Source organism: Streptomyces carpinensis (assembly GCF_002154505.1).
Classification (GTDB): domain Bacteria; phylum Actinomycetota; class Actinomycetes; order Streptomycetales; family Streptomycetaceae; genus Streptomyces; species Streptomyces carpinensis.
This window is the reverse complement of sequence record NZ_MUBM01000038.1, coordinates 1-18,359: the sequence shown is the minus strand read 5'-3', so window position 1 is coordinate 18,359 and position 18,359 is coordinate 1. Positions and strand designations below refer to the sequence as shown.

At 69.9% G+C, this 18,359-nt stretch carries 14 protein-coding genes; 6 read left to right on the top strand and 8 right to left on the bottom strand.

Annotated features, from left to right (window positions below; genetic code table 11):
* Positions 1–33: 33 nt before the first annotated feature.
* From BZY54_RS06470 to BZY54_RS06460, 3 genes are read right to left on the bottom strand one after another with little or no spacing between them, the layout of a single operon-like run.
* Complete coding sequence (locus tag BZY54_RS06470; RefSeq protein ID WP_086723580.1) at positions 34–906, bottom strand: carbohydrate ABC transporter permease; 873 nt, start codon at positions 904–906, stop codon at positions 34–36.
* Positions 907–917: 11 nt separating this feature from the next.
* The gene (locus BZY54_RS06465) at positions 918–1,865 is read right to left on the bottom strand and encodes a carbohydrate ABC transporter permease (protein ID WP_086723579.1); all 948 of its coding nucleotides are present in this window, start codon (positions 1,863–1,865) and stop codon (positions 918–920) included.
* 12 nt (positions 1,866–1,877) lie between these two features.
* On the bottom strand, positions 1,878–3,221 hold the full coding sequence (locus BZY54_RS06460) for an extracellular solute-binding protein (RefSeq protein WP_244216996.1): 1,344 nt from the start codon (positions 3,219–3,221) through the stop codon (positions 1,878–1,880).
* Between the two features lie 552 nt (positions 3,222–3,773).
* On the opposite strand from BZY54_RS06460, the gene BZY54_RS06455 reads away from it, so the two are divergent.
* Both BZY54_RS06455 and BZY54_RS06450 read left to right on the top strand, forming a co-directional pair.
* Entirely contained in the window at positions 3,774–5,615 is a 1,842-nt protein-coding gene (locus BZY54_RS06455; RefSeq protein ID WP_244216995.1) for a glycoside hydrolase family 2 protein, read from the top strand.
* A 370-nt stretch (positions 5,616–5,985) separates the two neighbouring features.
* Positions 5,986–7,005, top strand: a complete 1,020-nt coding sequence (locus BZY54_RS06450; protein ID WP_086723576.1) for a LacI family DNA-binding transcriptional regulator — start codon at positions 5,986–5,988, stop codon at positions 7,003–7,005.
* A 236-nt stretch (positions 7,006–7,241) separates the two neighbouring features.
* On the opposite strand, the gene BZY54_RS06445 is transcribed toward BZY54_RS06450, so the two are convergent.
* From BZY54_RS06445 to BZY54_RS06420, 5 genes are all read right to left on the bottom strand, one after another.
* Positions 7,242–8,711 carry a family 43 glycosylhydrolase gene (locus tag BZY54_RS06445; RefSeq protein WP_086723575.1) on the bottom strand — a complete coding sequence of 490 codons (1,470 nt, stop codon included), beginning with the start codon at positions 8,709–8,711 and terminating at the stop codon, positions 7,242–7,244.
* Positions 8,712–9,117: 406 nt separating this feature from the next.
* Positions 9,118–10,395: a tetratricopeptide repeat protein gene (locus BZY54_RS06440; protein WP_143668012.1), complete on the bottom strand. Its 1,278-nt coding sequence runs from the start codon at positions 10,393–10,395 to the stop codon at positions 9,118–9,120.
* Positions 10,396–10,718: 323 nt separating this feature from the next.
* Positions 10,719–10,973, bottom strand: coding sequence for a hypothetical protein (locus tag BZY54_RS06430; RefSeq protein ID WP_244216994.1), 255 nt, complete (start codon positions 10,971–10,973; stop codon positions 10,719–10,721).
* A 393-nt stretch (positions 10,974–11,366) separates the two neighbouring features.
* Positions 11,367–11,651 carry a hypothetical protein gene (locus tag BZY54_RS06425; RefSeq protein ID WP_086723572.1) on the bottom strand — a complete coding sequence of 95 codons (285 nt, stop codon included), beginning with the start codon at positions 11,649–11,651 and terminating at the stop codon, positions 11,367–11,369.
* 48 nt (positions 11,652–11,699) lie between these two features.
* Entirely contained in the window at positions 11,700–14,453 is a 2,754-nt protein-coding gene (locus BZY54_RS06420) for an ATP-binding protein (RefSeq protein ID WP_158103821.1), read from the bottom strand.
* Between the two features lie 338 nt (positions 14,454–14,791).
* Here BZY54_RS06420 and BZY54_RS06415 point away from each other — a divergent pair, with 338 nt between their 5' ends.
* The 4 genes from BZY54_RS06415 to BZY54_RS52835 all read left to right on the top strand — a co-directional run bounded on the left by BZY54_RS06415 (position 14,792) and on the right by BZY54_RS52835 (position 18,344).
* Entirely contained in the window at positions 14,792–15,544 is a 753-nt protein-coding gene (locus tag BZY54_RS06415; RefSeq protein ID WP_086723570.1) for an enoyl-CoA hydratase/isomerase family protein, read from the top strand.
* 437 nt (positions 15,545–15,981) lie between these two features.
* A complete protein-coding gene (locus BZY54_RS06405; protein WP_086723568.1) occupies positions 15,982–16,611 on the top strand; it encodes a cysteine hydrolase family protein in 630 nt (209 codons plus the stop codon).
* A gap of 252 nt (positions 16,612–16,863) precedes the next feature.
* Positions 16,864–17,886, top strand: coding sequence for an FAD-dependent monooxygenase (locus BZY54_RS06400; RefSeq protein ID WP_244216993.1), 1,023 nt, complete (start codon positions 16,864–16,866; stop codon positions 17,884–17,886).
* On the top strand, positions 17,841–18,344 hold the full coding sequence (locus BZY54_RS52835; RefSeq protein WP_244216992.1) for an aromatic-ring hydroxylase C-terminal domain-containing protein: 504 nt from the start codon (positions 17,841–17,843) through the stop codon (positions 18,342–18,344). Before BZY54_RS06400 ends, BZY54_RS52835 begins: the two co-directional genes overlap by 46 nt.
* Positions 18,345–18,359 lie beyond the last annotated feature (15 nt).

Here is an 18,359-nt window from a genome sequence, read left to right as displayed (position 1 = left end):
GACGGCTGCGTCGCCTGCGGGCAGTCGACCCCGCTACTTGATACCCGTCGTGGCGACCCCCTGCACGATCTGCCGCTGGAAGACCAGGAACACCGCGATCAGCGGGAGGAATCCCAGGACGGAGGAGGCCATCACCTCGGCGTACTGGATGTTGCTGTTGCTGACCAGGGACGACAGGCCTACCGGGATGGTCTGGGACTTGGTCTGGTTGAGGACGAGAAGCGGCCAGAGGAAGGAGTTCCAGGTGGTGATGAAGGTCAGGATGGCGACCGTGGACAAGGCGGGGCGGCAGATGGGCATGCAGACCCTCGCGTAGACCCGCCACCAGCCGGCCCCGTCGATGCGGGCGGCCTCGATCAGCGCCACGGGTATGCCGCGGAAGAACGACTGGAAGACGAAGACCGAGATCGGTGCGGCGATGGACGGCAGGATCAGCGCCCAGAAGGTGCCGAGCAGGTGGAACGACCGGTACTCGATGAACTGCGGCAGCACGAGCGCTTCGCTCGGCAGCATCAACCCCGCCGCGACCAGGGCCATCACCACGGCCCGGCCCCGGTAACGCAGGAACGCCAGAGCGAAGCCCGCCATCGAGCAGAAGCCCACGGTGAAGATCACGGCGAGGGCCGAGATGACCAGGCTGTTGAGGTACCAGGTGCCGATCGGGTGGTTGTCCCACGCGTAGGAGTAGGCGTGCAGGGACCAGCCGCCGGCGAACGGCGACGTCGGGTTCTGCGTGATCGATCCGTCGGAGCGCAGGGAGGTCGCGATCGCCCAGGCGAAGGGCACCAGCCAGATGAGGGCGAACAGGGTCAGGCAGACGGCACAGAGACGGTTGAAGAGCTTCGCGCCGTCGACCGCGGGCGCGCCCTTCGTCGTGGTGGGCCGCGGCTGGGTGATGGTGGTCATGAATCCTCCGCTCAGGCCGCGGCGCTGGTCGCGCGACGGCGCCGCAGCCCGTACCAGGCCGCCGATATCGCGACGATGATGACGAAATAGACCATGGTGGCGGCAGCGCCGTACCCGCCCCGGTACGAGGTGAAGCCGGTGTCGTAGATGTACTCGATGACCGGGCGGGTGGACTGGTCCGGGCCGCCGGCGAGGAGGAGATAGATCTGGTCGAAGACCTTGAGCGAGGCGAGGATCTGGAGGATCAGCACCAGGCTGGTGGTCCGGCCGAGCATCGGTACCGTGATGTGGCGGATCTGCTGCCAGGGTCCCGCCCCGTCGATGGCCGCCGCCTCGTAGACGTCCGGCGGGACGTCCTGGATCGCGGCGGTGTAGAGGACGAAGTTGAAGCCGAAGGTCCACCACAGTGTCATCAGCGTCACCGCGGTCCAGCCGCCCGAGGTGCTGCCGATGAAGTCGGGCACCGGCAGTCCGACGCTGCCGAGGATCTTGGGGATCAGCCCGATCTGCGGGGTGTACATCCACAGGAAGATCAGCGCGACGACGGACGACGGCACGACGTACGGCGCGAAGAACGCCACGCGGTAGAAGACCCGGCCGCGCCGCACGCGGGAGGCGAGGATGGCGGCGGCCAGTGCGAGGACGACCAGCGGGGGTGTGGTCAGCAGGGTGAAGAGCACCGAGTGCCACATGGCCTCCCAGAACAGCGGGTCGGTGACCACCTCGGAGTAGTTCGACAGGCCGACCCAGTCGCCCAGACCGCTCTTGACGGTGGTGGTGTTGAAGAAGCTCAGCACCACGCCGACGAGCAGGGGACCGACCAGGAACAGCAGGTAGATCACGAGGAAGGGGGCGGTCAGCAGCGCACCGGCCCGGCGTTCGGAGTGGGGCGGCCGGTCCGCGGGCAGGGCCGCTGCGGACGCCGTGGGTGCCGGTCGCGTCGAGACGACGGTCGTCATGGTGACTGCCTCCTACTTCATCCTGACCGGCGGCCGGGCCGTGGTGTACCGCTTGAGGTCGGAGCGCAGGCTCGACACCGCGCCCTTGGGCGAGAGCCGGCCGGCGATGGCCTCGATGATCGTCCCGCCCACGACACTCTGGAAGTCCGAGCCCGCTCCGGTGTACCAGGCCTCGGGGTCGTACTGGGCGTCGAAGGCGGCCTGTACGTAGTTGCGCTGCGGCGACTGGTCGAGGAACGCCTTGCTGCGCTGGGTCGGCAGCCAGGCGGGAATGTGCCCGCCCTCGGCCCATACGGCGCTGTTGTCGAGCAGGCTCTTGATGAACAGCGCCGCGTTGCCGGTGCGGGTCTGCGAGCGCCTGTCGTTCCGCGGGACGACCAGGGCGTGCGAGTCGGCGTACGCCACCGGTTTCGATCCCAGCAGCGCCGGGAACGGTACGACGTTGAAGTGGAGGCCCTTGACCTGCCGGTACGCCGGAATCTGCCACTCGCCGTCGAAGAGGAATCCGGCCTTGCCCGTGCTGAACAGCGCGTTCGCGCCGGAACCGTTCAGGTTGCCCGGCATCAGGCCACCGGCGGTGAGGCTCTGCATGAAGGCGATCGTCTCCTGCAGCGCCTCACTGTCGATGTCGATCCTGGTACCTGAGTCCGTGACGACCGGACCGGCCAGAGCTGAATAGATCATGCTGAAGTAACGCCACGCCGTCGACGGGTCGGCGGTGATCGACATCACCGCTCCGTATTGGGCACCGCCCGCTGTCTTCATCGCCTTCACAGCGGCCAGGAAATCCTCCTTGCCCTTGAGCGGAGTGAGGCCGTCGCCGGCGGCGTTGAGGAGGCCGGCCCTGCGGGCCAGGTCGACGTTGTAGTAGAGGACGAAGGGGTGCGTGTCCAGGGGCACCGCGTACACCGTCCCGTCGATGGTGGCCTTGTGCCAGGCCGCGGGGGTGAACTTGTCCTCGGTGACGCCCAGTCGGCCGACACCGGTCTGCTCGATCGGCTCCAGCAGACCCGACGCGGCGAGCAGCGGGAGCCGCGACAGGTGAACGATGCCGACGTCCGGGGGCGTGCCGCTCGCGGTGGCCAGTGCCAGCTTGGTGTAGTAGGGGTTGCCCCAGGCGAGGATGGTCGCTTCGACCGAAGTCTTCGGGTGGGTCTTCCGGAACCTGTCCTCCATCAGCACCATGTTGGCGCCGTCACCACCGGTGAACAGGTTCCAGAAGATGACGTCCGCGGTGTTCGGCTGAGAGCCCGTCAGGCCGGACGCGAGCGGGGAGGAGCATGCCGCGAGCCCTCCGGTCAGCGCAAGTCCGCCACCGAGGGCCAGGAGCCGCCGGCGCGCCATCGCTCCACTCATAGGGGTTGCACCTCGTTGATTCGATGTGGCCTCGATGGCGCAGACCCTGACACACGATTTACAACGATGCAATAGATGGTTGACAAGAAGTCACGTCATCCCAGGCCCGCAGCTGCCGGGTGCGGCCTGAACTCCGGCTCCCACGGCCCGGACCCGTGGCCGTCGGCCCCCTGCCGATACCCCGGCGACCCGACGTGAGCCGCCTCGTCGGCCGCCGCCCATGACGTTCTTGAGCATCCGGTCACCGGCCGGCTCACCCCGCCCACAGGGGGCAGCCGGAGGAGCGGGCCTTCTGCGGCGCCCTCACGTCGGCTGCCACCCTGCGACCTCCGGCTCGGCACGGCCGACTTCGACCTGCCTGGGCGCTGCATGTGCCGCTCCAGCAGGGCGAGCGTGCGCTCGGCAACCTCGGATCGCGTCACGCCTGCGGCGCCGTCCCGCTCCCCCGCCACGCCTTGCATCGATGTAAATGATCACCGATGATGGCAGAGCTTCGATCGTGGAAACGCCGTGGCCGGATATTCCGGGCAGGCAGAAGGAGGAGCCGTGAGGGTGAGCGAGCAGGATGGGACGTATCCGAGGCCGATCCTGCAGCGGGAGCGGTGGCACAGCCTCGACGGTGTCTGGGAGTTCGGGTACGACGACGCCGACGAGGGCGAGCGCGCGGCGTGGTTCACCGAGGGGGTGACGGGCGCGTTCGACCGGGAGATCACGGTTCCGTTGCCGCCCGAGGCCCCTGCCTCCGGCATCGGCGAGACCGCGCCGCACGCGGTGGTGTGGTACCGCCGCCGCATACCCCACGAGGTCCTCGCGGTCGGCGACGGCCAGCGGGCGCTCGTGCACTTCGGAGCCGTCGACCACCGGGCGAAGGTGTGGCTGGACGGCAGGCAGGTGGCCGAGCACGTGGGCGGTCAGACCCCCTTCACCGCCGATGTGACCCATGCGCTGCGGCCCGGCGCCGACGAACACCTGCTCGTCGTTCGAGCCGAGGACCGGCCGGCCGACCTCGCGCAACCGCGTGGCAAGCAGGACTGGCAGGACCGGCCGCACGAAGTCTGGTACGAGCGGACCACCGGCATCTGGCAGACCGTGTGGACCGAGACGGTGACCGCCCAGCACGTCACCGACCTTGCCTGGATCCCGGACCCGTCTCGCGGCGTGGTCGCCGAGATCACCCTGGCCTCGGTGCCGACCGCGCCGGTGACCGTGCAGATCGTGCTCAGCCATGACGGCGAGGTGCTGGCCGAGAGCACCAGCACGGTGCGCACCCCGCGCAACCGGATCGACCTCGTCGTCCCCGCGCTGCGCAACGGCATCGACCGCGAGGAGCTGCTGTGGAGCCCCGAACGGCCGACCCTGCTCGACGCGCGGGTGACCGTGCGCGACGCCGGGACGTCCGCCGTGCTCGACACGGTGGACAGCTACGTCGGCCTGCGCAGCGCGGGCGTCGGCCGCGGCGCCTTCCTGCTGAACGACCGCCCCTACTACGTGCGTTCGGTGCTCAACCAGGGCTATCGTCCCGACACTCTGATCGCGAACGCGGGGACCGCGGAGCTGCGCCGCGAGGTCGAGCTGATCAAGGCGATGGGCTTCAACGCCGTCCGCGTCCACCAGAAGGCCGAGGATCCGCGCTTCCTGTACTGGGCCGACCGGCTCGGCCTCCTGGTGTGGGGCGAGACCGGGGCCGCGTACGAGTTCGGCACCGAGGCCGTGGAGCTGCTCACCCGTGAGTGGCTGGACATGGTGCGGCGCGACCGCAGCCACCCGTCGATCGTCACCTGGGTGCCGATGAACGAGAGCTGGGGCGCCTCGGTCATCCCGCACGACCCCGCGCAGCGGCACTACTCCATCGCCCTGGCCAACCTCACCCGGGCCCTCGACCCGACCCGGCCGGTGATGTCCAACGAGGGCTGGGAGCACACCGACAGCGACATCCTCGGCGTGCACGACTACTCCTCCGACCCCCAGGAGCTCACCCGGCGCTACGGCGACGCCGCCGCGTTCGACAGGCTGCTCGCCGGTCCCGGCCCGCAGGGGCGCGTGCTGTCGGTCGGCTCACAGCAGACGGAGCGGTACGCCACCGGTGCCGCCCCTTTGATGATCACCGAGTTCGGAGGCCTCTCGGTACGCGCGGACGACGGTGACTTCTCCTACACGCGGACCGGCTCCGAGGCCCAGTACGCGGCCCTGCTGAGCGACATCTTCGGCGTGCTGCACGCGAGCCCGATCGTCGCGGGCTTCTGTTACACGCAGTTCATGGACACCGCCCAGGAAACCAACGGCCTGCTGTACTCGGACGGTTCCCCGAAGCTGCCGATGGAGACGATCCGCCGCATCGTCACCGGCGAGCGGTCTGATCACGACGAGAAGCCGGAGCCGCCGTCGGTGACCTGACCGTTCGGCACCTTTGCGGACACCGGCCGCCGCGTCCCGCGTTCCCTGCGCCTCGGCGCGGGGCCGGGGGCGCGTCGGTGTCCGTCTCCCGGGCCCCGCCGCGCTCGCCGAGCCGTGGGCGACGCCTCCGCGCGACCGAAGCGGCGCCGGGTGCACCTCTCACATCGGCCGCCCCGGGCCACACAGAGCCCGCATTTCCGCGCCCGCGCGGCAAGTGGAAGAGCCGTGGGGACGGCGGATGCCGCACGTCGGTGTGCCCCTCGGGCAGCTTGTTACATCGATATAGCATGGCACGGGATGGTCCTGGGCACCGCTCGAAACCGTTTCGTGATCGCCGATAGGGTCTCACCGGAGCGGAAGGGAGGGCAGCGTGGCGACCAGGCCGAGGATCAAGGACGTTGCCGAGTACGCCGGCGTCTCGCCCAAGACCGTCTCCAACGTGATCAACGACTTCGAGCACGTCTCGGAGCACACCCGGGCCGCCGTCCGGGAAGCCATCGAGGCACTCGGCTACCGGGTCAACCTCGCCGGCCGGCAACTGCGCCAGGGCCGCACCGGCATGATCGCGCTGGCGGTCCCGGAGCTGGACGTCGCCTACTTCTCCGAGCTGGCCAAGCACGTCATGGCCGCGGCGGACCGGCGCGGCCGCACCGTGCTCCTGCACCAGACCGGTGGCGTGCGCGAGCGTGAGCTGTCCGCTCTGCACGGATTCGACGCCCAGTTCACCGACGGGATCATCCTCAGCCCGCTGTCGCTGACGCCGCGCGACCTCGCCACACGGGACACACGACTGCCCGTCGTGCTCCTCGGGGAACGTCAGGCACCGGGCGCGGTGGACCACGTGGGCATCGACAACGTCGCCGCCGCCCGTGAGGCCACCGAGCACCTGCTCGCCCGGGGACGGCGCACCATCGCGATCGTCGGAGGCGCGGTCCGGGGCCGGCAGGGCACCGACCGGCTGCGCACCAAGGGCTACCGGTCGGCGCTGCGGGCCGCCCGGATCCCTTTCGCACCCGGTCTGGTCGTACCGGTCGAGCACTACCACTGGCAGGACGGCGCCCGCGCGGCAGCCGCCCTGCTCGACCGGCGGCCCCGCCCGGACGCCCTGCTGTGCCTGAACGACCACCTCGCCCTCGGCGCACTGCGCGCCCTGCACGAGGCCGGCCTGCGCGCTCCGGACGACCTCGACGTGGTCGGGTTCGACGACATCGAGGCCTCCCGCTTCAGCGTGCCGAGCCTCACCACGATCGCTCCCGACAAGGAATCCATCGCGGACGTAGCGGTGTCCCTGCTGATCGACCGGATCGACCGGCCCGGCGCAGAGCACGCCATCGACCGCCTCGTCGGCCACCGGTTGGCCGTGCGGGAGAGTTCCGGAGAGCGTGCCTGACCGGCGGCGGTGCACGGTCCGGCCGTCCAGGCACGATCACGGCACCGGCACGATGCGAACGCCAGGGCGTGCACGGACCCGCCACCGAGCGCCCGCCGTGGGTGCGGCACGGGTGTGCGCGACCGCTGCGACCGAGGCGGTCACACCGGCCGCGCACCCGGCGCCTGATCACGTGCCCGGCATCCGGTTCCCCGCTTCCGCTCCCGGCTTCCCTGAGCCTTCCGCAGGCACAGCCGTCAGTTCACGTAGACCTCTGCCCGGTCGATGCTGACGAACGAGGCCTGGGACTGCGCGTCGTGCTCGCCGGTCACCCGCACCCGCAGTGTGTGTTGTCCGTACGGCAACCGCGGGCTGAGGAACTGGAGCGTCTCCCCGGTGCGGATCGCGCCGTAGTAGTCCAGGCGTTGCTCCGGGCCGCCGTCGACACTGACGGCCGCGTAGCCGTTTCCGGTGTCCCGGACGGACAGCAGCGCGATGCGGGTGCCGGTGAAGCTGAACGTGGCGGTGTTCCCCGCTCGGTCGCTCCAGTGGTCGTCGCCCCAGAAGCACTGGACGGCACAACCGGTGCCGGAGTTCCAGTCACCGGTGTAGGTGACGGATCCGCCGCCGTTGGACCGGCCGTCGTCGTTGATCCAGTACGTACCCGGTCCCGGGTCCCCGGACGGTAGGTCCTGTGTGGCGCCCATCGCGAGCGGGCGGCCGAGGTCGGGACTTCCGTCGGGGTTCCAGCCGATGCGCTGCGCGCGCGTCGTGCGATCGCCGTAGGTGTAGGCCGAGGTGGTCTTCGCGTGGTAGACGATCCAGTCCTCGGTGCCGTCCGGTGACCTGAAGAAGGCGTGGTGGCCGGCGCCGAAGACGCCGTGGTCGTCGGCGCGTGAGAAGACCGGTCCCTGGTGCTGCGTCCAGTTGCCCGGCACCAGCGGGTCGGCGCCGTTCGGCAGCGACATCATCCAGAGCTGGTAGTCCGGCTTTCCCGTGTCGCAGGTCGAGTACGTCATCCAGGTGCGTCCGTTGCGGTAGAGGAACTCCGGTCCCTCCCGCACCTCCGGGCAGCCGCCCGCCCCGTCGATGGCCACCGCGTCGCCGGAGACGGTGTACGGGTTCGACAGCGGCGCGATGTTCAGGCCGTTGTGCTGGTACTGGTTGATGCCGCTGTAGGCCAGGTAGAGGCGGCCGTTGTGCTTCAGGATGCCCGGGTCGATGGCGAAGTCGTCGGTGTGGTTGGGCGGCACCAGCTTGGCCTTGAAGTGGTACGGGCCCGCCGGGTCGTTGCCCGCGGACTCCGCGACGTAGATGCGGTGGTGGTCGTCGGTGCCGTCATCGGCGGTGTAGTACAGGTACCAGCGGCTGCCGAAGCGATAGAACTCCGGTGCCCAGATGTCCCGGTTGCGTGTGCTGTCGCCGTCCGTCCAGACCGTGATGGGGTCGGCGGTGAGCAGGGTGCTCAGGGAGGGCGAACGCCACATGCGGATGCTGTTGCCCTGGGTGGTGGTCAGGTAGTAGTTCCCGTTCCAGTACGTCATGAACGGGTCGGGGCCGGTGTTGAGCGGACTGCGGAACGCGCCCCCGGCGACGGTGGCCATCCGCTGGGCCGCCGACGCCGTGGCGGGCCCGGCGGCGGACACTCCGGCAAGGACCGCCCCCAGGGCGGTCAGTACGGCGAGCAGACGCAGCAGACGTGTCGGTCTGCGCCCTGGTACGCGCATGGAGGACTCCTTCGGCAGTGCCGCCCTCTCGTGCTGCGGGGCGGTCCGAGGCGGGGTGTTGGGCCGGTCACGCGGTGCGGACTTCGATGCGCGGATGAGGAAACGGAGTCTCGACTGTCTTTTTCTATCGATGTAAACAATGCGACACCGTAGGACCGGAGTGACGGAACGTCAAGAGCGGAAAACTCCATGCGCCGTGTACGCGGCAGCCTTCCTCCACCAACAGCTTCCGGAAGGGCCGCTTACCCGGGGACGCCGGGCGCCGTCCTGCGCGAGCAAGCCTCCCGTCTCGGCTCTCGAGCAAGTCGGTCGCATACTTCGCGGAGTTCAGGCGGCGATTTTGCGAACACCTGGGCGAAATCCCACTCCTCGCCCCCGTGATGACCACGGTACGCCGTCCTTCCCGTCACAGGTGCTCGCCGAGAAACCTCCTGGGCTCGTCCAGGTGGTCACGCAGGAGCGTGACCACTTTCTCCGGCTCCCCCTGACGGACCAGCCGTTCGGCCGCAGCCACCACGCCGTCCAACGTCCCGGTCTGAAGAGGGACCTCACCCGGCACACTGCCGGAACGCGGTACCGCGCCGGCCTCTTCCGCGCGACCGGAGAGCTTCAGAATGTTGGAGCGGGCCAAGGCATGTTCCTCGGGGTGACCGCCGTGCCGGGCGAAGTAGTCGTCGACGTAGGCGAGGGCTTCTTCCTCCTGGCCGGCCTCGACGAAGATGCGGCAGAGAAGACGGATGATCCAGTCGGCGTCTCCGCCGGCCGTCTCGGCGACGTGGCGTAGGGCCTCGATCGCCTCGTCGTGGCGGCCGTGACGTGCGAGGACCTCGGCCAGTTGGAAGCCCGCATGGGGGTTGCCCGCGTTGCCGTGCTGCCGCAACAGGTCAACCGCCTCTTCGATCCTGCCCCGCTCCTCGAGGAAGCCTGCGAGCGCGGTCAGGGCATACTCCTCGCCGGCCTCGGAGAGGAGGGCACGTAGCTCCGCCTCGAGTCCGTGCCGGGCCAGAAGACTGGCCAGTTGCTCGGCGTGCCCGGCCGACAGGATGCCGTCGACAAGTACGTGCGCCCTGAGCAGGGCGGCCGCCTCGTCAACGCGTCCCTGGCGTTCCAGGAGTGTGGCGTGCAGAGGCACGGTGTCCCAGGCGTCGGAACTCCAGGCTTTGAAGGGGACTGTCGGTCCGACGTCGACGGCAGGGAGCAGCGCGGCGATCTCGTCGTCCCGGTCGTAGCCCGCAGTGAGCTCCACCAGTACTGCGGCGAGGGACCTGTCGGCGGTCCGGGGCCCGAGCAGTGCGACGACCTGGTCGATGCGACCCTGCCCGGCAAGCAGGCGCGCGAGGTCGCGCACGGCCTCCCGGTGCCCCGTGTCAGCGTGGGGGCGCAGCAGTTGGACTGCTTCGTCGACCCGCTTCCACTCGGCAAGCAACCGGCCGGCAGCTCGGACAGCCGGCCACCATCCCGTCGAGACGAATGGCTCCAGAAGCGCCAACGCCTCCGCCTGCCGGTCCGGGCCGCCTTCATCGACAGCGGCCTCGGCAAGCTGATGGGCACAGAACCAATCACCGCCTGCCGCGGCCTGGTGGAGTATTCCCGCATAGCCATGCTCGTGGAGAGCGGCGACCACGGTGGGTGGTATCCAGCCGTCGTAGGTGCGGTAGTGGTGGTCGAGATCGACTGCGTCCATGATCACAAACACTAGCGGCCAGGAAGCAGCCGAGATCGTGCCCACAACGGCTCTCGGCACCGTACGTCCATCGCCCCGCCACCGTCATCCCTGGTACGTCCCGAAATCGTCCCTACCGCCGAACTTCCTTACCACTGGTGACGGGCTCCAGCACTCGGCCGTCGAGTCCGGCCGCTGCACGGATCTCCCCTGCGACATACGTCTTCATCGGGCCGCGGTAGCAACTGCGTTCGTCTCCGGCTCCGGCAGGTTGTGGAAGCGTCGACCTCGGAACGAGGCTCCTGCGTCCGAACGGGGTCACGGCACGCAAGCAGCCACACCGCTCATGCGCTGTCGCAGTCCAGGGCCGCCATCGCCTTGGGGAAATAAGCACGCAGGAGTTGTGTCAGGTCCTTTCTGCGCTGGGAGCTGTCCTCGGGATGCTCCTGCTCGAGTTGGATCAGCGTGGCGATGCGCTTCCTGTCCCCTGCGCCGGTGCAGTCGGCGACCGCCATGGCACCCCGGTCCGCGACGCGCGCCGCGTCGCCGACGTCGACCGGTGAAGGGTGGCCGAGCCTCTGCAGACCGCGGTCCTGCACCTTCGGGGCGCTCTCCGTTCGCGGGTGCGGGTGCGGAAAATCGGCGGCCGGGCCTCCGTGAGCGATCTCGGTCAGGCCAGGAGGCTCAGCCGAACCTGACGGTTGACATTGTCCTTGTTCGTGTCCACCAAACTCTGTTGAGGCAACCACACGCCAACCGAGTCGCGAACACGCACGCACCGGCGGTGCAGTGGTCATCCCGAGTCGGGGCAACCGCGGCAGCCGGCAGCGCCGGTGAGGTGCGCGAGCGTCAGCAACCAAGCCTTGGGACGGCTCTGGTTCCTGGTTCCCAAGTAGCGCGACCGCCCCCTTTGTCATCGAACCGCCGCAGACCACAGGCGGGTGGGGAGTCGAGTCGGCCGGCGCCGCGTCCCGTCATGTGGGCCGGGAGCGTCATATGGGCCGGGAGCGCACCGTCGAGGTGCTCACCAGGCCGACTTCCTGCCAGTCGCCCACCTGCTGTTCGATCAGCAGGCGTACCGCAGAGCTGTCCGCCTCCCAGGCCTGCGCGAGCGTGGTGGCGGCGTCCCGCACGCTTCCGAAGTTCCGGCGCAGCACGATCCACATGGCGGTGGCGGCGGGTGTGTAGAAATAGGGTGCGCCGTCGGGCGACACCAAGCACAACACCCCGTCGTCCGCGACAGCGACGGTCACCCCGGTTTCGATCACCACGTCCACTTCACGATCCCTTTCCAGCCTTCCGCTCCGGTAGCACACGTACGCGCCTTAGTCGCGCCGGCCCGCGTGCAGTGCCGTGGCCAGCTGGGCACGGGTGGCGACGCCGAGCTTGGGGAAGATGCGATAGAGGTGCGAGCCGACGGTGCGGTGGGACAGGAACAGACGTTCAGCGATCTGGCGGTTGGTCAGGCCTCCGGCGGCGAGCGTGGCGATCTGCAGCTCCTGGGCCGTCAGCTCGTCGTGGATGCCATGTTCCCGGCGGGCGCTGCTCTCGCCCGCGGCGCGCAGCTCGCCCCGGGCCGCCTCGGCCCAGGGTGCGGCACCGAGCAGGTCGAAGGTGTCCCGCGCGGCGCGCAGCGGATCACGGGAGTCCTGAGCACGGCGCCGGCGACGCAGCCTCCGCCCGAGGTGCAGCTGCAGTCGGGCGCGGTACAGCGGCCACGAACCCACCGGTCCGCTGAGCGCCGCCTGGTAGAGGGCCTCGGCCTGCGGGCCGTCCGCCAGCACGGCGGCGACGTAATGGGCGGCCATCTGAAGGACGGGGGAGGCGGAGCGGTCCGCGAGTTCGGGCAGCGGCTTCAGAAGGTGCCGGGCCTGCTCGACACGGTCGGCGGCGACGGCCGCGTCCACGAGATCGGGGGCGGCCCACCACTGCATGACGGGGTGATGAGCGGCTTGGGCGGGGTCGTACAACCGCTCCAGCATGCGGTACGCCTGGTCCGCCTCGCCGTCCAGGAGCACCGCCAGGGCGTCGCTCTGCTGTGCGCCCAGCAGCAGGTAGCGCATGCTCGCGGCCAAGGGGTGGCCCATCACGCGGGCCGCCGTCTCCCGGGCCCGCGCGATGTCGCCGCGCAGAGCGGCCAAGGCGGCGATGTTCGCTTGCGCGGACAGCGTGTAGAACTCCTCGCCCGTCTCGCGCGCGAGGGAGCCCGCCTCCTCCGACTCGGCGTACGCCTTGTCCCATTCGCCCAGCCAGATCCGTTCCCAGCCGCCGCTCACCAGGATCTGGGGCAACTGCCCCAGCCGGCCCTGGCGTCGGCAGATCTCCGCGGCGGTGTCCATGTAGACGGCGCTGCGCCGGAAGTCGCCGAGGACCAGTGAGGTGGTGCCCAGCAGCCGCATGGTGTCCGCGTTCGTCCAGTCGGGGGTGAGCCGCGACAGCGTCCGGAGAACGGCTCGGCTGTGGTGATCGGGATCCGCGTACGCCCGGACGGCCAGTGCGCGTGGATCGTCCTCCGGCAGCCCCAGGGCCCGCAGCCCGTCCACGATGCCTGTGCGAGCGTGCGCGCCGGCCTGCTGGAAGAAGCACCGCTTGGCCGCCCGCCACAGGAGGGTGAGGGCGGGCTCGACGTGACCGCTCGTGTGCAGACGGGCGGCCGCGGCGGTGAGTTCGCGCACCCGGGCCTCGGCGTCGTCGTAGCGGGAGAAGTCGATGACCTCGAGGATGCTGGTCAGGCGTGCGCTGTCGACCGGACCGAGGGCGGAGACGTCGGCGCGCTCCAGGAGCCCGGCCGCTTCATGGCGGGCGCCGATCTCACCGGTGAGTTCCGCCGCGTGCAGGACGAGTGAGGTGCGCCGGTCCTCGGCCTCGGTGAGATCGGCCGCCTTGCGCAGCGCGGCGACCGCGGCCATCACCGTGCCGCGCCGCTCGCAGCGCAGGGCGTACCGTTCCAGTTCCGCGGCGAGGCTCTCGCTGGTGCCCAGCACCGCCGAGGCCCTGTGCCACAGCTGCCGGTCCGGGAAGGCCGCCAGCTGCGCGGCCAGCGCGGTGTGCGCGTCGATCCGTTCGGACAGCGACGCGTGGGCGTAGACGGCCGAGCGCATCAGCGGATGCCGGAACCGCAGGCCCGGGCCCGCGATCTCCGTCAGTCCGTCGTCGATCGCCTCCTGCAGGTCCTGCGGTGTGACCTCGGCACCGTGGACCGCGGTGGCCGCGGCCAGAAGCCGTTGCGTGTCGCAGGTGACGTCCGCGGCCAGCGTGATCAGCAGGGCCCTGGTCGAGGGGGCGAAATGGTCGAGACGGGCGGCGAAGGCGGCCTTGAGCCTGGTGTTGAGGGGCACGGCCGCCCCCAGGGCGGCGGTGGCACCGTTCAAGGCGCGGGGCAGCTCTTTGAGGGCGAGCGGATTGCCCGCGGCCTCCGCGAGGACGCGGGTGCGTACCGGAGTGGTGAGAGCCGGTGCGACGCCGTCGAGCAGAGCCTCGGCGTCGGTGGTGCTCAGTGGCCGCAGGTCCAGTTCCGGCAGGTGGGGACGGCGCCGCGGGTCGAAACGGGCGCCGGTACGGGTGGTGGCCAGCATGAGCACAGGCTCGGAGGCGATGCGGCGGGCCATGAACGCGAGGGCGTCGATGGAAGGGGTGTCCACCCAGTGCATGTCCTCCAGCAGGATGACGACCGGGTGGTCGGCCGCGGCCTCGACGACCAGTTCGAGCGCCGCCAGCGCCACGGTGTAGACGTCCGCCGTGCCGTCCTCCTGTCCGAAGGCGCAGCGCAGAGCCCGGCGCTGCGGGGCGGGCAGACCGGACACGCGGTCCAGCAGCGGGTGAAGTGCCTGGTGCAGGGCGGCGTAGGCCAGCTCCAGCTCGTGCTCCACCCCGTCCGCCGACAGGAGCGTGAGCCCACGCCTCGTGACCTCGCGTCGCACCACGTCCAGCAGAGCGGACTTCCCGAGCCCGGCCTCGGCTCGGATCTCGAGACCGGCGCCGCGGCCCGAGACCGTGTCGTCCAGCATGCGCAGCAGCTGCGCGACCTCTCGGTCCCGGCCGATGAGTGGAGATGATGTCGAAGGAGGAAGAGTCGTCACGACTGCATGGTCCGCCGTAGGACGGCGACGGCAATCAGTCATATGACTACATGGGGAAGACACGTCGGCGAGCCGGGCGGCACCAGTTCCTTCCACCGGTCCCTTCAAGCGGTCCCTTCAGTCGGTCCCTTCAACCGGGCCGGTCAGCCGTGACCGGGACGTCGGCGGGAATCCACCAGCCGGGTAGGGGAAACGGCTCGGATTCCCCCGGCGGAACGTGAGTCGGACGACCGATGACCGGCACGGCACCTGCCGCGATCCTGATGCCGGCGCAGCCACCACGTGGGGTGGACGCACCGCATTTCCTCGCCCGCCGACCAGAGACCGGAAGTTGGACCATGACCACCTGGACCGTTGAGCGCTTCGGCGCCGTCGCCGTACTGACCTTCACCAGGGCGCCGGAGAACTTCATGGACTTCGGCTCCCTGCGGGAACTCGGCGACCTCCTCGAGGGTTTCGCCCGGAACACCGGACAGGTCAGCGTGGTCATGCTGGCCGGCGGGCTGGACGGCAAGTTCATCGATCACGCCGAACTCTCCGATCTGGCCCGCGCGGGGGCCGGTGAGGCCAGTCAGGAGGAGCTCGGGTCCTGGTCGCGTGCGCTGAACCTGCTCGAAAGCATTCCCCAGCCGACCATCGCGGCCGTGGACGGACTCGCCTCGGGCGGAGGCAACGAGCTGGCGCTGGCGTGCACCCTTCGCATCGCCTCCACGCGTGCGCTGTTCCAGCAGCCGGAGATCACCGGCGGCTTCATTCCCGGTGGTGGAGGCAGCGTGCGGCTGCCTCGGCTGATCGGTCCGAGCCATGCGGCCGAAGTGATCCTCACCGGCAGGACCTTCTCCGCCGACGAGGCCTTCCGGATCAACTGGGTCAACACCGTCCTGCCGGCCGAGAACTTCCGGCAGGAGGCGCTGCGCTGGGCCGAAACGATCGCCAAGCACTCCGGGCCCGCTCTGTTCGCCGCCAAGGAGTCGGTCGTGACCGGGTCGAAGCTGCCGTTCCACGAGGCCCTCCGCACCGAGCGGCGCCTGTTCTCCGGTCTCATCGCCTCTCTCGTGCCGGGCGCCCCGGCGGGGCCCGCCGCTTCGTAGCGGCAGGAGGGCACCTTGATCACATGCCGCGGCAGGAATGCACCTTGATCACATGCCGTCGAACCGAGCGGTCCGCCGCCCCGAACGCGGGTCCGCCGCCCCGAACGCGCGGAGCGGACCCGGCACCGGGTCGTGCGCCGCCTCGCCGGCCGTGGTCGCGTGGTCACCGGGCAGCCGCCGTCCCGTACCGGCCGACGGATCCGTTCCCGCGCCGACGGTGGGGACCCGCACCACGTGGCCGAGGAGCCGACCCCGGTCGTGGTCATTGAACTCTTCGTACCGCCGCGACCTCGCCAAAGAGTGAGGAAACGTCACGGACGGCGTAAGTCGGTCGACTGATGCCTGGCCGAACCGCCGGTGACATGCTCCGAATCAATCGGCCCCCAAGTGACCGTTGCCCGCACCGCGACGGTGCGGCCAAGGAAAGGAATGCCACCATGACCCACGCCTCCACGGCCTCGACACCGATCGGCCTGATCCTCATCGACACGGTCAACGAGATCTTCTCCGAGCAAGGGAAGGGCTACTCCGGTTTCAAGGCGGAGTTCGAGCGGATCGGCACCCTGGCCAACCTGCGGCGCCTTCTCGCCGGCTTCCGGGAGAAGGACTTCCCGGCGTTCTTCTCACCGATGTCCTACACCGACGAGGAGTACGCGAACTGGCGGCACAAGTCCGGCATCCACCACATGATGTTCGACACCCGCATGTTCGAGGCGGGTAGTTGGGGCGCCGAGTTCCATCCCGATCTCACGCCCGGTCCGAACGACGTGACCATCGCCCCGCACAAGAACCTCGATGTCTTCGCGACGACCGACCTCGACACCCAGTTGAAGCGACGCGGTATCGAACACGTCGCCGTGGCGGGCATGATCGGCACGATGTGCGTCGAGTCGACGGCACGCAGCGCCATGGAGCGCGGGTACCGAGTGACACTGGTTTCCGATGCCACGGCCCCCGACGGCGGACCGGACTCCTACGAACAGATGCTGAAGCGCTACGAGTTGATCGCGCACGATGTGCTGACCACCGACGCACTCCTGGCGACGGAACCGTTCCGCACCCGCTGAACCGGCTCTGCCTCGCCGCGCCCGGCGCCCCGAGAGGAGCCCCGGGCGCGGCGCGCGGCCCCGGGGGCAGTCGCGCCTGTTGCCGCTCCCGCACCGCAGCGGCGCGTCAACTGCGGTCCCGTGCCGCGCCGGTGACCGCCTGGCGACCGTCTCCCTGAAGTCCCCGATCCTCCATGACCACCTGGTCATCGAGTCCGAACGCGCACACATCTCTCAAGAACGCGCACACTTATCTCTCAAGATCGAGGCGGCATGTCTGACATCGAAACGGCCCGCGGACAGACCAACCACCCCGTGATCATCGTCGGTGGTGGCCCCGTCGGCCTGTGGACGGCACACGAACTGGCTCTCGCGGGCGTCCCCGTACTGGTGCTGGAAGGTTCCGCGGAGCGCAGTCCGCACTCCAAAGCGCTCGGCCTGCATCCCCGCACGGTGGAAGTGCTGGCCATGCGCGGCCGCCACGAGGAGATCCTGGCCGGGGGCCGCCGCATACCGAACTGGCACTTCGGCATGCTGGACTCCCGCCTGGACTTCCGGGCCCTGCCCACGCCGTTCCCCTTCCTGCTGGCCTTCCCGCAGTCGTCCCTCGAAGTGCTGCTGGAGCGGTACGCGGTGGAACTGGGCGCGGAGATCCGGCACGGACACGAGGTCGTCTCCCTCGTCCAGGACGAGGCGGCCGTCACTCTGGGCGTGCGTGGCCCCGACGGCGTCTACGAAGTGACCGCCGAGTACGTGGTGGGTGCCGACGGCACCCGCAGCACCGTGCGCAAGGAGGCCGGCATCGCTTTCCCCGGTGCCGGGACGACGGCCTATGGGTACCTCGGGGAGGTGGTGCTCGACAACCCTCCGGGCCCCGGATTCGCCGCCCTGAACGAGGCGGGCCGTCTGCTGGTCGTGCCGCTCCCCGACGGCAGGTACCGCGTCACCGGTTACGACCCGCTCAACCAGCACCGCGATCCGCTGACGCTGGAGGAACTGCGGGACGCCGCACGGCGCATCGCGGGCACCGACTTCGGCATGCGCGACCCCTCCTGGCTGACGCGGTTCGGCAACGCGACCCGCGTGGCCGCCGCCTACCGAGCCGGCCGGGTGCTCCTGGCCGGAGACGCGGCACACAGCCACTTCCCGGCCGGCGGGGTCGGTCTCAACGTCGGGCTCCAGGACGCCATGAACCTCGGCTGGAAGCTCGCCNNCACCTGCTCGACACCTACCACCTCGAACGACACCTGGTGGGTGCGGAACTGGCCGAGCACACACTGGCGCAGAGCGCCCTGATCACCGGCGTGACACCCGACGTGACCGCGCTGCGGTCCCTGCTCAGTGACTCCATCGCGAACGACCCCCGCTTCTCCCGCATGCTGGCAGGCAAGCTCTCGGGAATCGACACCTTCTACGACCCGGGGGACCCGGCCGCCCACCCCCTGACCGGCACCCGAGCCCACGACCCCGAAGGGCAGGGCGTCCTGCCGTTGCTGCACGACGGCCGAGCCGTCCTGCTGGCCATGGGCGACACCTCGATCAGCGGGCCGGCCGCCGAGCGGGCCGCGGCGGCCGGTGTCGGCGTGCACTCCAGCCGGCTGGCGGTCACCGGCGGACCCGCCTGGGCCGGCGTCACCGCGGCATTGCTGCGGCCCGACGGACACGTATGGTGGGCGACCGGACTTCCCGCCGGAACCGAGGAGTTCATCGCGCGGACGGTCAAGGCACTGGAGAATCTGCCGGCCCGATTCTGAACCGGGGGGGTGGGG